14 protein-coding genes and 1 pseudogene are annotated in these 13,435 nt (G+C 71.7%); 8 read left to right on the top strand and 7 right to left on the bottom strand.

The genetic code is table 11. The annotated features are described in order from the left end of the window. The 4 genes and pseudogenes from AC1DP0_RS08340 to AC1DP0_RS08325 all read right to left on the bottom strand — a co-directional run. Window positions 1-2,374 (bottom strand): ATP-binding protein (locus AC1DP0_RS08340; RefSeq protein WP_478083595.1); only part of this gene is annotated, 2,374 nt, incomplete at its 3' end. Further along, window positions 2,374-2,532 carry a hypothetical protein gene (locus AC1DP0_RS08335; RefSeq protein WP_478083592.1) on the bottom strand — a complete coding sequence of 53 codons (159 nt, stop codon included), beginning with the start codon at window positions 2,530-2,532 and terminating at the stop codon, window positions 2,374-2,376. The genes AC1DP0_RS08335 and AC1DP0_RS08340, both read right to left, overlap by 1 nt. Window positions 2,533-2,632: 100 nt before the next feature. Beyond that, window positions 2,633-2,905: pseudogene (locus AC1DP0_RS08330) on the bottom strand (hypothetical protein); the annotation flags it as partial. A 109-nt stretch (window positions 2,906-3,014) separates the two neighbouring features. Continuing rightward, window positions 3,015-3,611 (bottom strand): LysE/ArgO family amino acid transporter, encoded by a 597-nt coding sequence (locus AC1DP0_RS08325; RefSeq protein ID WP_478083589.1) that lies wholly within the window; start codon window positions 3,609-3,611, stop codon window positions 3,015-3,017. A 70-nt stretch (window positions 3,612-3,681) separates the two neighbouring features. On the opposite strand from AC1DP0_RS08325, the gene AC1DP0_RS08320 reads away from it, so the two are divergent. From AC1DP0_RS08320 to gad, 4 genes are all read left to right on the top strand, one after another. Beyond that, the gene (locus AC1DP0_RS08320) at window positions 3,682-4,605 is read left to right on the top strand and encodes a LysR family transcriptional regulator ArgP (RefSeq protein WP_478083585.1); all 924 of its coding nucleotides are present in this window, start codon (window positions 3,682-3,684) and stop codon (window positions 4,603-4,605) included. Between the two features lie 100 nt (window positions 4,606-4,705). Then, the gene (locus AC1DP0_RS08315) at window positions 4,706-6,040 is read left to right on the top strand and encodes a chloride channel protein (protein WP_478083584.1); all 1,335 of its coding nucleotides are present in this window, start codon (window positions 4,706-4,708) and stop codon (window positions 6,038-6,040) included. Continuing rightward, window positions 6,037-6,738 (top strand): hypothetical protein, encoded by a 702-nt coding sequence (locus AC1DP0_RS08310; protein WP_478083582.1) that lies wholly within the window; start codon window positions 6,037-6,039, stop codon window positions 6,736-6,738. The genes AC1DP0_RS08315 and AC1DP0_RS08310 overlap by 4 nt, the downstream gene beginning before the upstream one ends. Before the next feature lie 40 nt (window positions 6,739-6,778). Continuing rightward, entirely contained in the window at window positions 6,779-8,155 is a 1,377-nt protein-coding gene (gene gad, locus AC1DP0_RS08305; RefSeq protein WP_478083580.1) for a glutamate decarboxylase, read from the top strand. Window positions 8,156-8,174: 19 nt separating this feature from the next. Here gad and AC1DP0_RS08300 read toward each other — a convergent pair whose 3' ends face one another. Both AC1DP0_RS08300 and AC1DP0_RS08295 read right to left on the bottom strand, forming a co-directional pair. Beyond that, the gene (locus AC1DP0_RS08300; protein WP_478083577.1) at window positions 8,175-8,642 is read right to left on the bottom strand and encodes a rhodanese-like domain-containing protein; all 468 of its coding nucleotides are present in this window, start codon (window positions 8,640-8,642) and stop codon (window positions 8,175-8,177) included. Beyond that, window positions 8,639-9,136 (bottom strand): cysteine dioxygenase, encoded by a 498-nt coding sequence (locus tag AC1DP0_RS08295; protein WP_478083574.1) that lies wholly within the window; start codon window positions 9,134-9,136, stop codon window positions 8,639-8,641. Before AC1DP0_RS08295 ends, AC1DP0_RS08300 begins: the two co-directional genes overlap by 4 nt. 324 nt (window positions 9,137-9,460) lie before the next feature. Here AC1DP0_RS08295 and AC1DP0_RS08290 point away from each other — a divergent pair, with 324 nt between their 5' ends. The 3 genes from AC1DP0_RS08290 (at window position 9,461) to AC1DP0_RS08280 (ending at window position 11,985) form a co-directional block, all read left to right on the top strand. Continuing rightward, entirely contained in the window at window positions 9,461-10,330 is an 870-nt protein-coding gene (locus tag AC1DP0_RS08290; protein ID WP_478083572.1) for a DMT family transporter, read from the top strand. Window positions 10,331-10,456: 126 nt separating this feature from the next. Next, window positions 10,457-11,551: a hypothetical protein gene (locus AC1DP0_RS08285; protein WP_478083571.1), complete on the top strand. Its 1,095-nt coding sequence runs from the start codon at window positions 10,457-10,459 to the stop codon at window positions 11,549-11,551. After that, window positions 11,548-11,985, top strand: coding sequence for an HNH endonuclease signature motif containing protein (locus AC1DP0_RS08280; RefSeq protein WP_478083570.1), 438 nt, complete (start codon window positions 11,548-11,550; stop codon window positions 11,983-11,985). The genes AC1DP0_RS08285 and AC1DP0_RS08280 overlap by 4 nt, the downstream gene beginning before the upstream one ends. A gap of 191 nt (window positions 11,986-12,176) precedes the next feature. Here the strand turns inward: AC1DP0_RS08280 and AC1DP0_RS08275 are convergent, their stop codons facing one another. Next, window positions 12,177-12,338, bottom strand: a complete 162-nt coding sequence (locus AC1DP0_RS08275; protein WP_478083568.1) for a hypothetical protein — start codon at window positions 12,336-12,338, stop codon at window positions 12,177-12,179. Window positions 12,339-12,429: 91 nt separating this feature from the next. Here AC1DP0_RS08275 and AC1DP0_RS08270 point away from each other — a divergent pair, with 91 nt between their 5' ends. After that, on the top strand, window positions 12,430-13,392 hold the full coding sequence (locus tag AC1DP0_RS08270) for a GlxA family transcriptional regulator (protein WP_478083566.1): 963 nt from the start codon (window positions 12,430-12,432) through the stop codon (window positions 13,390-13,392). Window positions 13,393-13,435: the final 43 nt, after the last annotated feature.

Genomic DNA, 13,435 nt, shown 5'->3' with positions numbered 1-13,435 from the left:
GCTCGGCGTCGGCGCTCGGCACGAGCGCGGCCGACTGCCCGGCCACGAGTGCGGCGAGCCGGACGATGGCGTGGTATTCGCCCCACGTCGAGTCGAGGACGCGCACCGCGGCCTCCGTCACGTCGAGCAGCGCGCGCAGGTCGCCGGACTGACCGAGCACGTCCACTGCAGGCATGATCGTCAGCACGACGCAGATCGCGTCCACGTGCCACCACTGCCGGAGGGCATCGAGGAGGGCGGGGTCGACCGGCTCGCCCCGACCGGCCTGCACGCTCAGGGCGGCCGCCGTGAAGATCGCGCGCCCCGGCTGAGGGGCCGGCCGCCCGGCGAGCTCGAGCCGGCGGACCACTCCGTCCCAGTCGCCGAGCTCGTAGGCCGTGAGACCACCGAGCAGGCGGCACTCCTGACCCCACGGTGCCCACTCACGGTGCATGCGTCGTGCCACCTCGGCGCCGCGGTCGTAGAGCGCGAGCGCTCCGGGCAGGTCGCCACGGCGGTGCGCGAGCGAGCCGAGCTGGTGCAGGGCCCGCAGCAGCAGCGGGTCGACGGGCGGGATGTCGGCGACGACCGACCGCAGGTGGGCCTCGACCGAGTCGAGGTCCTCCTGCGCCTCGACGACCCGCGCCATGATCGTGCGGACCTCGGTGAGCGCGGCATCCAGGCCGAGGCGTTCGGCGAGCAGCGACACCTCGTCGGCGGTGACGGCGGCCTCGACGAACGAGCCGTCGTCGACGAGGGCCTGTACGCGGGCGACGAGGACCCGGACCCGGCGCTGGTCGGCCTCCTCCCCGAGAAGCGACAGGGCCTCGTCGGTGAGGGCGACGGAGTCGACGGGCATGTCGAGCATGCGCGAGCGGATGACGAGGGTCGCGAGCAGGACGGCGCGCGCGCCCGGCTGCTGACCCGTGCCCGGGTGGTCGAGCCGGTCGCGCAGCAGGTCGATCGCGCGGATCGGCTCGCCGGCGACCGTCGCCGCGCGCGAGGCGCCCAGGGTCATCTCGTCGCGTTCGGGGTCGTCCTCGTCGAGCCACGACAGGGCCCGCTCGAAGTGGAGCAGCGCCTCCTGCGGACCACCGACGGCCATCGCCGACTCAGCCGCCGCTCGGCTCGCCCGGACCGCCGTCGGCAGGTCACCCACCGCCGCGGCATGGCGGGCGAGCTCGGAAGCGGGGGCGAGCTGGGGGCGCTCGGCCAGCGTGGCGGCATACGCCCGATGGAGGCGCAGGCGCTCGCCCGGGAGCAGGCTGTCGGCGACCGCCTCGCCGAGCAGGGCGTGGCGGAAGGTGTAGGCCGGGGGCCACCGCGTCTCGAGGACGTGGTGCTCTACGGCCGCGGCCAGCGCCGCCTCGAGGCTCTCGTCCGGGAGGTCGACGACGTGGGAGAGGAGGTCGTGGCCGATGAACTGACCGCCCTTGAGGGCGATCGCGTGCAGCACCCGCTGCGTGGTGTCGTCGAGCTGCTCGACCCGCGCGCGGAGCACGCGGCTCAGACCGCCCGTCAGGGCCTGGCCGGCTGCGGCACTCGCGACGAGCTCCTCCGCGAAGAACGGGTTGCCCTCCGCGCGCCGGGCGATCTCGGTGGCCGTGCCGGGATCGAGAGGGGCCCCCTCGATGCCGGAGACGAGCTCTCGGACGGCGTCGTCGGGCAGCGGGGCGAGCTCGACGTGCTCGAGCCCCGCGATGCGCTCCCACACGGCGAGCGTCTCGTGGAGGGGGTGGCGGCGGTGGAGGTCGTCGGAGCGGTAGGTCACGACGAGACCGACGGCCGTGGTGAAGCCGCGGGTCAGCAGGAGGGTGATGAGGTCGCGGGAGGAGTGGTCGGCCCAGTGGACGTCCTCGATGACGACGAGGGAGGGCTGCGCGTCGCCGAGAGCCGTGAGCAGGGCATGGACGGCCTCGGCGACCTGTCCGGGGTCGGTGGCCCGCCCCGCGTGCTCGGCGCGCCGACCCTCGGGCACGTGGACACGGCCGGGAAGCAGGTGCCCGAGGATCGGGTGCGTCTCGAGCACGCGCTCGACGACGTCGGGGCGGCCAGCGTCGACCGCGCCCACGAGCTCGACGAAGGGGAGGTACGCGAGGCTGCTGCCGGCCTGGCCGACGCAGTGGCCCACTGCGGTGAACCAGTCGGCGCGGGTGGCGTGGGCGACGAGCTGCGCGACGATCCGCGACTTGCCGATCCCGGCGTCGCCCGACAGCACCACGACGCCACCGGGCCGGGCACCCGGGACGGGGTGCAGCCCGATGGCGTCGGCGAGACGGGACAGGTCGTTGTCCCTCCCGATGAGAGGGCCGGCGCGCAGCGGCATACGCGGCATCATCGCGTACTCCGCCGACAGCGGTGGGTCGGTCGGCGACACCGCTCGCGTCGCCGTCATCACCGGGTGCGGCCCGGCTGGTTCTCCTCCCGGGAGATCCGCGCCATGGTGCGACGCATGATCTCGAGCGACGAGTCGCGGCGGACGCTGCGGCGCTGGGGGTAGCGGGACTGGATCTCGAACTGGATGGTGCGGAAGTCGAGGTACTGGGTGGTCATGGTCTTTCCTCTGCTGGTGCCGTTCTGGACTCCTCCAGACTCGGTCGCTGAGGTAGACCCCCACATCGGACGACCTCCCTATCCCGGGGGAGCCGCTACCTCAGATCCGATGGCGGATGCCGTCCCGCGCGGTCTGAGGTAGTGCGCCGTGCCGCTTCAGGCGCGTGGAAAGGCCCGCGCGATGCGGGCGTGGACCGAGGCGACGTCGATGGGCTCGGGTCGACCTGCTTGAGCACCCCGTCGACGAGCTTCGAGCAGTCGCGTCGCCCACCATGAGCGTCTCGGTGCGCGGACGGACGAGGCCGCCCTCGACGCGCAGGCCCGGTTGGTCCTTGTACTTCTTCGCGTCCACGACGAAGACGCCGGCACGTGAGACGACGACGTGGTCGGTGTTGGCCCTGGTCCCGGGATGCGTCGGTCGTGCAGGACTGCGAGCCCGTCACCCGCGAGGCGGTCGAGCCAGGCGCCTGTCGGCGAGGACCTCAGCCGAGGACGAGGGTGGCGGCGATGGTGAACATCACGAGCGCGATGGCGACGTCGAGGACGCGCCACGTGGCGGGTCGCGCGAAGAGCGGCGCGAGCAGCCGCGCCCCGTAGCCGAGCGCCGTGAACCAGGCGAGGCTCGCGGCGGCGGCTCCGCCGGCGAACCACCAGCGCCCCTCGGCGCCGTGCTGGTTGGCGAGCGAGCCGACGAGCAGGACCGTGTCGAGGTAGACGTGCGGGTTGAGCCACGTCAGTGCGACGACGGCGGCGAGCACGCCGCTGCGTGACCTCTGGGTCCCGTCCACCTCGAGGCCCTTGGGGTGGCGCGCGTTGCGCAGGCAGAGCACGCCGTAGCCGACGAGGTATGCCGCCCCGACCCATCGCACGACGGTGAGCAGTCCCGGGTGGGCCGTGACGAGACCACCGACGCCGAGCACGCCGGCGACGACGAGGACCGCGTCGCTGAGGGCGCAGACGGCCACGACGAGGCCGACGTGGTGGCGCGCGAGACCGGTCCGGAGCACGTAGGCGTTCTGCGCGCCGATGGCCACGATGAGGGAGGCCATGGTGAGGAAGCCGGGCAGGAGGGACGTCACACCCTCGACGGTAGACGGGGACGTGGCTTCAGTGAAGCGAAGCTTTCTTCAGCATCATTAGACTGGCTTCATGCGGCTCCAGCCCGAGCACTTGGCCACCCTGCTCGCCATCGTCGACACCGGCACCTTCGACGCGGCGGCGAGGCAGCTGCACGTGACGCCGTCGGCCGTCAGCCAGCGGGTCAAGGCGCTCGAGGCCGAGGTGGGGCGGGTCGTCGTCGTGCGCACGTCGCCGTGCCGGGCGACGGCTGCGGCGGAGGCCCTCGTTCGGCTGGCCCGCCAGCAGAGCCTGCTCGAGTCGGAGGCGCTCGCGGGTCTCGCCGTCGACGAGCGGTCTCGCGCCGACCTGCCGATCGTCGTCAACGCCGACTCGGTGTCGACCTGGTTCGGCGCGGTGCTGACCGAGGCGGCCCAGTGGGACGACGTCGTGCTGCGCGTGCGCGTGGAGGACCAGGACCACTCGGCGCGGCTGCTCCGAGCGGGCGAGGTGCTGGGTGCCGTGACCTCGGACCCGACACCGGTCCAGGGCTGCTCCACGGAGCCGCTCGGAACGATGCGTTACCTGCCAGCGGCGACGCCGCAGCTCGTCGAGCGCCATCGGGCGCGTCGTGGTTTCGACTGGGCTGCAGCGCCCCTGGTGAGGTTCAACGACAAGGACGACATCCAGCAGCGCATCCTCGACCAGCACGGAGTGACGAGCACGCCACCGACCCACGAGGTGCCGGACGGCGCGGGCTTCGTCACCGCGGTCCGCTCGGGCCTCGGGTGGGGTGCGCTGCTGGCGGGGCAGCTCGCGCCGCTCCTCGAGGCGGGCGAGCTCGTGCGGCTGGGGTCGCGTGACCGCGTCGACGTGCCCCTCTACTGGCAGCGCTGGCGAATCCCATCGGCGCACCTCGATCGCCTCAGCGCCGCGGTGCTCAGCGCGTCGGTGCGCGGCGGCATCCGTCCCTCCCGGAGCACGCGCACGGCCCTGCCGGACGGGATCGGGTCCTGACGGATCGCCCACGCCGGGCCCGGGCGCCGGACTATCTTGGTGCCAGCCCTCACGTCCCTGCCGCGAGCCGWTCCCTCGCTCGCGTGAGGAGGCAGACCAGGTGACCGACGCGAGCGCGCCACCCGGCGCACCAGGCGGGATGGACCCGGCGACCATCGTCCGGTCCAAGGCCTACCTGTCCGCGCTGGTGCTCGCGGCCCTGCTCGGCATCCCGGTTTCGGCCATCGCCTATGGCTTCCTCGCCCTCGTCGGGGCGCTCCAGAAGTACGTGTTCAGCGAGCTCCCCACGCAGCTCTTCGGCGGGCCCACCCCCGCGTGGTGGCCGCTGCCGTGGGTCATGCTCAGCGGACTGCTCGTCGCCCTCACCATCCGTCAGCTGCCGGGCACCGCAGGGCACTCACCTGCCGTGGGGTTCAAGATGGGCTCGGGTCCGGCGACCGGCCGCGACCTCCCAGGCATCGTCCTCGCCGCGCTCGCCACGCTCGGGCTCGGGGCGGTCCTCGGACCGGAGGCGCCGCTCATCGCCATAGGCGGCGGCTTGGCGGCCGTGACCGTCCGCCTGGTCAAACGGGACGCGCCGCCCACGGCGGTGACGATCATGGCGTCCGCCGGCAGCTTCGCCGCCGTGAGCACGCTGCTCGGTTCGCCGCTGCTCGGCGCCTTCCTCATCATGGAGGCGGCCGGTATCGCGGGCGCGACCCTCAGCCTCGTCGCGCTGCCGGGACTGCTGGCCTCGGGCATCGGCGCGCTCGTCTTCGTGGGGCTGGACGCCTGGACCGGCTTGGGCACGTTCTCGCTCGCGCTGACCACGGTGCCCCCTGGGGTCCAGCCGACCGTCGCATCGCTGCTGTGGGCGGTGCTGGTCGGCGTTCTCGGCGCGCTGCTCGGCTGGGGCGTCCGGTGGATCGGGCTGTCCGTGCGCCCCCTCGTCCACCGCAGCCGGGTGCCGGTGACCGTGGTCCTCGGTCTGCTCATCGGCCTGTGTGCCACCGCCTACCAGGTCATGACTGGACGTGGGTTCACCGAGGTCCTGTTCTCCGGGCAGAGCGCGCTGCCGGGGCTCGTGGCCAACGCGACGAGCTACTCGGTCGGCGTGCTCGTGCTGCTGGGGCTGTTCAAGGCCCTTGCCTACGGTCTGTCACTGAGCGCCTTCCGCGGTGGCCCCGTCTTCCCGTCGATGTTCATCGGAGGGGCGCTCGGCATCGCTCTCAGCGGTCTGCCCGGCATGGAGCTCGCCGCCGCCATCGGCATGGGCATCGGCGCGATGTGCTGCGCCATGCTCCGACTGCCGCTCACCTCCGTGCTCCTCGCGACCCTGCTGATGGGCACCGACGGGCTGACGGTCATGCCCCAGGTGATCGTCGCCGTGGTCGTGTCGTTCGTCGTCATGACCGTGCTCCCGCCACCCGACGCACAGAGGAAGCCAGCCGGATGACCGTGCGACCCGAACGCCTCAACGCGACCGTCGCCTGGCTGTTCATGGCCGGGTCGGCGTGCTTCGCGGTGGGTTCGGTGCCGGCCTACCTCAATGCCGTCGGCGGGTGGGTCGACGGCGTCACGTACGTCGTCGGATCCCTCTTCTTCACGAGCGCCTCGTACGGCCAGCTCGTCCAGGCCCAGACCCCCGCGATGACCGCAGTCGACACGGTGACCCAGCATCGACCCGCGCCCGTGCGTCTGTGGGGATGGGCACCTCACGACCGCAACTGGTTGGCCGCAGCCGTCCAGTTCCCGGGCACGGTGTTCTTCAACATCAGCACCACCGCAGCCCTGACGCACAATGCGACGGCCGCCGAGTCGGACCGGTACGTGTGGCGCCCGGACCTCTACGGGTCGGTGCTCTTCCTCGTGTCGAGCGCGCTGGCCGTGCTGGCGGTCTCTCACCGCTTCTTCACCGTGCAGCCGCGGTCGTTCCCGTGGCGGATCGCCTGGCTCAACATGGCCGGCTCACTGCTCTTCATGGCGTCGGCCATCGCGGGCTACGTCCTCCCGAGCACCGACGCCCTGCTGAGCGCACGTCTCGCCGCGGCCGGCACCTTCGGGGGCGCGCTGTGCTTCCTCGTGGGCGCGGCCCTGATGCTGCCCGCCTGGCGACGTGCCGTCACGTCCGCCGTGGCTGCGACACCCCCCTGACTGCGACACCTACCGTGACCCCTCACCCAAGGAGAAGACCATGGCCATCCCGACCGAGATCAGCGCCGTCGCGGCGCTCTACGGCAACCGATTCCTGACCGAGGAGGTGCCGAGCCGCGAGTTCCCGACGTCGGGGATGCCCGCCGTCGACGCGATGCGCCTCGTGGCCGCCGACCTGGCCCTCGAGGGCGACCCGGGCCGCAACCTCGCCACCTTCGTCACCACGTGGATGGAGCCGGAGGCGCAGCGGATCATCGCCGAGAACCTGCACCGCAACTTCATCGACCATGCGGAGTACCCGCGCACCGCCGAGATCGAGCAGCGCTGCATCCGGATGCTCGCCGACCTGTTCCACGCGCCGGGGGAGACCACCGGGGCGCGGACCCAGGGCTCGTCCGAGGCGATCATGCTCGGCGGCCTGTCGCTGAAGTGGAACTGGCGCACCCGCCGACAGGGCGAGGGAGGCTCCACGGAGCGCCCGAACCTGGTCTTCGGCGGCGACGTGCACGTCGTCTGGGAGAAGTTCTGCCGCTACTTCGACGTCGAACCGCGGATCGTCCCCCTCCAGCCGGAGAAGTACACCATCGGCCCGGAGGACGTGGCGCCGCACGTGGACGAGAACACCATCGGGGTGGCGGCCGTGCTCGGCACGACGTTCACCGGGCACAAGGACGACATCGTCGGCATCAACGACCTGCTCGTCCAGATCAAGCGGGAGCGCGGCCTCGACGTGCCGCTGCACGTCGACGGCGCCAGTGGTGGCTTCGTCTGGCCCTTCCTCTATCCCGACTCGCCGTGGGACTTCCGGCTCGAGCAGGTGCGCTCGATCAACGTCTCGGGACACAAGTTCGGCCTGGTCTACCCGGGCATCGGCTGGCTGATCTTCCGGGAAGTCGCCGACCTGGCACCGGATCTCGTCTTCAAGGAGAACTACCTCGGCAAGACCGACTCGACCTTCACCCTCAACTTCTCGACGGGGTCGGCGATGGTGCTGGCGCAGTACTACAACCTCGTGCGCTACGGCCGCGACGGCTACACGTACATCATGCGCAACATGCAGGAGAACGCCCGGACGCTGGGCGACCTGCTCGAGCAGACGGGCCGCTTCGAGCTGATCGGTCGGGACGAGGAGCAGCTACCGCTCGTGGCCTTTCTGCTGTCCGGCAGGCAGGACTACGACGAGTTCGACATCGCCTGGCAGCTGTCGGCCGAGCGTGGCTGGATGGTCCCTGCCTACACGCTTCCCCCTGACGCCCAGGACATCACGATCATGCGGGCCCTGGTCAAGGAGACGATGAGCCGCGAGCACGTCGACACCCTGGCCCGGGACATCGAGGAGGCTTGCGCGACACTCGCGGCCAAGGGTGGGGCGCACGCGTCGGAGCGGGCCAAGATGGTGACCGGCCCGGGCCACTGACGCAGGGCACGTGGAGCGGCTACCGACCGTCCTCGGCAGGCGCCTGCTCGGCAGGCGCCTGCTCGGCAGGCGCCTGCTCCGCGGGCGCCTGCTCCGCGGACTCCTGCCAGGCGCGCCACGCGGCATACCCCCCGATGACGTCGGTGGCGCGGTGGATGCCGAGCTCCTGGAGGGCGGCGGCCGCGAGGCTCGAGGTGTAGCCCGCCTGACAGAGCACGACGACCTCGAGGTCGTGGCTCGCGATCGGCAGTGACGCGTCGCTCGCGGGATCGAGGCGCCACTCGAGGACGTTGCGCTCGATGGGCGTCGCCGAGGGCAGCTCGCCCTCGGCCGCGCGCTGGGCCGCCGGACGGATGTCGACGAGGAAGGCGCCGTTGGCCCTCGCGGCGGCGGCCTCCGCGGGCGTCAGGCGATGGAGTCGGCTGCGCGCCTCGGCGAGCACCTCGTCGATGGTGCGGGGGCGGGGGCGGTCGGACGCGGGGGTCACCAGTCGACCCCGACCTCGGCCTGCTCCTCGACCTCCAGCACCCCGTCGACGGCGCGGTAGTTCGTCATGGAAGTCAGTCTGGGGGCATACACGTGCAGACTGACAGCCGGGTCGGAGCCGGCATTCGTGACGCGGTGCAGGTGGCGGGTGCCGAACGTCCGCTGGTCGCCCGGGCTGAGGAGCACCCCCGGACCGGTCGCGCGGCGGACGTTGTCGAGGTCGACGGCCGTGCGGTAGCCGGCGACCTCCTCGGTGAGGACCCCCTGGAGCACGACGAACGAGCCGGCGCTGCCGCCGTGGTCGTGCCACGGGGTGCCCTGGCCGGGCAGCCAGGTGAGCAGCCAGGCCTCGTGGTCGTGGTCGGCGAGGAGCCGCGCGTAGTAGCGGGTGATGGGGTCGAAGTCGACGAGGCGCTGCCAGAGGGCGCGCTGGCGGGCGAGACGACGGGCGGTGTCGGCGAGGTCGACGGAGATGCGCTGGGCGCCGCGGGACATGGTGGTGCCTTTCGGGTCGGGTGCTGACGGGGGCGGGGCGCTCGGGAACGGCGGCGTGGCCTGCGGCTCAGCGCGCGGGCATGCTCCCGAGCGGGCGACAGGCACCCATTGACCATACATAACCATGCATTGCCATAAGGAAAACGTTAACTTATGCATTGATCAAACGGCAAGGCGGCGCGTCCGAGGTGGCGGGATGTCGGGGACATCTGACCGGAAACCGCGCGGCGGGCTGTCGGTGTCCACGCCTATGGTCTCCGGGTGACCGTGGACTCTCGCACTGCTTCAAAGGCCCCGCCCAGCGACCGACGCTCGAGGGTGCTCGTGCTCACCGCCGTGGCCGTGACGCTCCTGCTGTGGGCRTCGGCTTTCGTCGCGATCCGGCACCTCGGACGCGACGTGCCGCCCGGGGCACTGTCGCTGGGCCGGCTCCTCGTCGCTTCCGTCGCGCTCGGTGTCCTCGTCTTCCGCCGGCCGCGCACCTGGCCGGTCCGCCGTGACTGGCCTCTGCTCCTGCTCTGCGGCGTGGGCTGGTTCGGTGTCTACAACCTCGCCCTCAACGAGGCCGAGCGCCGCATCGACGCCGGCACGTCCGCGCTCATCGTGCAGATCGGTCCGATCATCGTGGCGCTGCTCGCCACCGTCTTCCTCGGGGAGAAGATGAGCCGCTGGCTCCTCATCGGCATGGCCGTGGGCTTCGCGGGGGTCGTCGTCATCGCGCGGGGTTTCTCTTCCGGTGACTCCGGCGACWTGGTGGGCGTGTGGCTGGCCGTCCTCGCCGCGATCACGTATGCCGTGGGCGTGCTCGCGCAGAAGCCGCTCCTCGGGCGGTTGCCGGGTCCCGAGGTCACCTGGATCGCCTGCATCATCGGCGCGGTCGTGTGCCTGCCGTGGAGCGGCGAGCTCGTCACCGTCGTGCGCGACAGTGACGCGAGCACGTTGTGGTGGATCGCCTATCTCGGCGTCTTCCCGACGGCCATCGCCTTCTCGACGTGGGCCTACGTGCTGGCGCGGAGCGATGCCGGCAAGCTGACCCTGACGACCTTCCTCGTGCCCTTCATCGCGACGCTCATCGCCTGGGCGCTGCTCGCCGAGGTGCCGCCGCCCCTGACGTTCGTCGGTGGCGCGCTGTGCATCGCGGGCGTGCTGCTGACGCGGCGCAAGTCGCGAGCGAGATCTGTCCCGAAGGGCTGACCGCCCCGAATTCGGCTGTGCTGCAAGGCTGGCGGGGTTGAAGACGAGTGTGGACAACCCTTGTGAGTTTATCGAACATGTGTTCTACTTGAGGGAGTCGGCGACCCGGGTGGGAGGAGTGAGTTCGTGCCATTCCTCGACACCTGGCGCTCGTCGTCCGATCCGGACTCCGGTGGCGGCAGCCTGAATCCCAGGTTCCTCCAGGTGCTCCGCCAGGGGCGCGCTGCCGTGGTCGGTGCCGGGGGTGCAGTCGCGCCGAGCTCACTCCATGACGAGGCCGATGCGGTCCTGTCGCAGATCGAGCGGCTCGAGGTCCAGAAGGCTCGTCTCGAGGGCCGGATCGTCGACGCGTATGCAGCCCTGCACTCGGTCGAGGAGCGGCAGCTCGCTGAGCTGACGACGAGCTCGCCGGTGCCGATCACGGCCGACCAGGTCGCCGCGCAGGAGATCGCCTGTGCCACCGGTGTGGGCGTCGCCGAGGTCTCCCGGCGGCTCGAGCTCGCCACCGCGCCCCGTCGTCACCGGGTGCTTCGCCAGCGGCTCCGGACCGGGACCGTCAGCCTCCACCGGGCGCTCCGGATCGTCACCGAGACGCGGATGCTCGACGACGACGTGATCGCCGAGCTCGAGGTCACGGTGCTCGCGCCGACGCGCGACGGTTCGATCGCCTCGCAGCGTCTCTTCGGCGAGCGGTTGCGGCGCTGCGTGCGAGCGGCGGACCCGCGGGGTCAGGAGGAGCGGCGGCGTGCAGCCACGGCACGGCGCACGGTGTTCGGTCGTCTCGTCGAGGACGGCATGGGGACGTTCACCGTGGTCGCCTCGGCCGAGCGGGTCGTCGGCGTGCTCGACCGGGTCGACGCCATGGCGCGGGCAGCTCGCGCCGCGGGTGACGTCCGCAGCCTCGACCAGCTGCGCAGCGACCTGCTCTGCGACCTCGTGCTCTACGGAGTGGTCCCGGGTGCCCTGTGTCCGTCACGGGAACGGGGTTCCGCCGGGACCAGTGGCGCCACCGGATCGGAAGGCAATACCGGATCGGGAAGCGCCCCCGGATCGCAAGGCACCATCGGGACGGGAGGGCCGCGCTGGTCCGGGCTGTCCGACAGGCCGCCGGCGACGGTCCGTCTCGTCGTGCCCTTCGAGGTCGCGGCCGGCCTGTCGGACGCTGCGTGCGAGCTGGTCGGCCATGGCTGGGTGACGGCGCCCCATGCCGGCAGATCATGACCGCGCCGGGCTCTGTCTGGCAGCGCCTTGCCGTTGACGTCGACACCGGTCGGGCTCTCGAGCTCTCGACCGAGCGCCATGCCCCGACTCCCGAGATGGTCGCCCACGTCAAGGCGGTCGACGGTGTGTGTCGCGGCCCCGGTTGCCAGGTCCCGGCGGAGCGGTGCGACGTCGACCACCTCGTCCCGTGGCCCGTCGGGCGGACCCACGTCTCGAACCTCGACTCACTGAGCCGTGGCTGTCACAACGGCAAGACCGCCCGGGTCTGGAAGGTCCACCGCGTCGAAGACGACGGGATCGCTTGGACCTCCCTCGCCGGTCGTGACTACGTCACCTATCCCAAGGACTGGCGAGAGTCGCTGCGCGACCCCGCTTCGGGTCCGCCCCACCCGAGCCCAGCCCCTCGACCGAGCGAGGATCCACCACCGTTCTGACGGCGTGGGGCCGGTGTGTCAAGGCTGTCGAGGCGCAGCCGGTGCTGGGGACGCGTCTGACTTTCATGTCGCCAGGCGGACTGGTCGCCCTTACGTCCTTCGACGTGCACGGACAGTCGGTAGTGATGCACCTGAGCCGGCCGAGCTGGCGCGGCGGTCCAAGAGGCAGCCGACCTGGCTGAGTCGTGTGGTCAGTGTGCGACGGGCACGTCGTGGTGCACGCGCTCGATGTCCCGGTCGAGCGCGGCGTCGGCGCCGAACGGAGCGCGCGGCAGCGAGAACGTGCGACGGTGGTGCGGCCCGAGGGCGGCCACGATGGCGACGATCATGATGAGGAAGAAGATGGTGTCCATGGCAGAAAGTCTGCGCTCACCATGATCCCGCCACGAGTGGCAGAACAGACGTGGTTCGACAAGATCCTGCCATCAGTGTCATGCTGGGCCGATGTTGCGCACGATCGCCGTCCTGGCCCAAGAGCCCGTTGCCCTGTTCGAGGTCGGCGTCCTGTGTGAGGTCTTCGGCATCGATCGCACCGACGACGGCGTCCCGGCCTTCGACTTCAGGGTCTGCTCGTCCCGTCCCGGCGAGGTGCTGCGCACGACCAGCGGCATGGGGATCGTCGCGCCGTTCCCGCTCGAGGCCGCCCGCGGCGCCGACCTCGTCGCCATCCCCGGCGGTCCTGTCGACGGCCCCTATGACCCCCAGGTCCTGGACATTCTGCGCGAGAACGCGGCAGGCGGTGGCCGCGTGCTCTCGGTCTGCTCCGGCGCCTTCCAGCTCGCGGCCGCGGGCCTGCTCGACGGTCGCGAGTGCGCCACCCACTGGAGGTATGCCGCCCGGCTGGCCGAGGAGAACCCGGGCGCCTGCGTGGACCTCGATGTGCTCTATGTGGAGGACGGACCGGTCCTGACGAGCGCCGGTACCGCCGCCGGCATCGACGCGTGCCTGCACCTCGTGCGCACCGAGCTCGGCTCGGAGGTCGCGACGCGCATTGCGCGCCGGATGGTCGTCCCGCCGCATCGCTCGGGCGGTCAGCGTCAGTTCGTCGAGACACCCGTGCCGTCCGAACCGTGCGAGGGGCTGCAGGACGTCATGGAGTGGGTCTCCGAACGCCTCGACGAGGAGCACTCGATCCCCTCGCTCGCGAAGCGGGCCGCCATGTCCGAGCGCACCTTCGCCCGGCGGTTCACCGCCGAGGTCGGCACGACCCCGCACAAGTGGCTGACGAGCCAGCGCGTGCTCCGTGCGCGCCACCTGCTCGAGTCCACCGACCTCGACGTCGAGCGCATCGCCCGCGAGAGCGGCTTCGCGACCGCGGCCGTGCTGCGCCACCACTTCCAGCGACAGATCGGCATCCCGCCGGTCGCCTACCGCCGTGCCTTCACGAAGCAGCCGGTCAGCGCCTGACCCGCCCGACACTGTCGCCGCGCGGTGCCGAACTGGGCACTCG

It is taken from the genome of Terrabacter sp. P5_B1, from assembly GCF_056400505.1.
The sequence above is the reverse complement of the archived record's forward strand: the minus strand, read 5'-3'. Positions and strand labels throughout refer to the sequence as shown.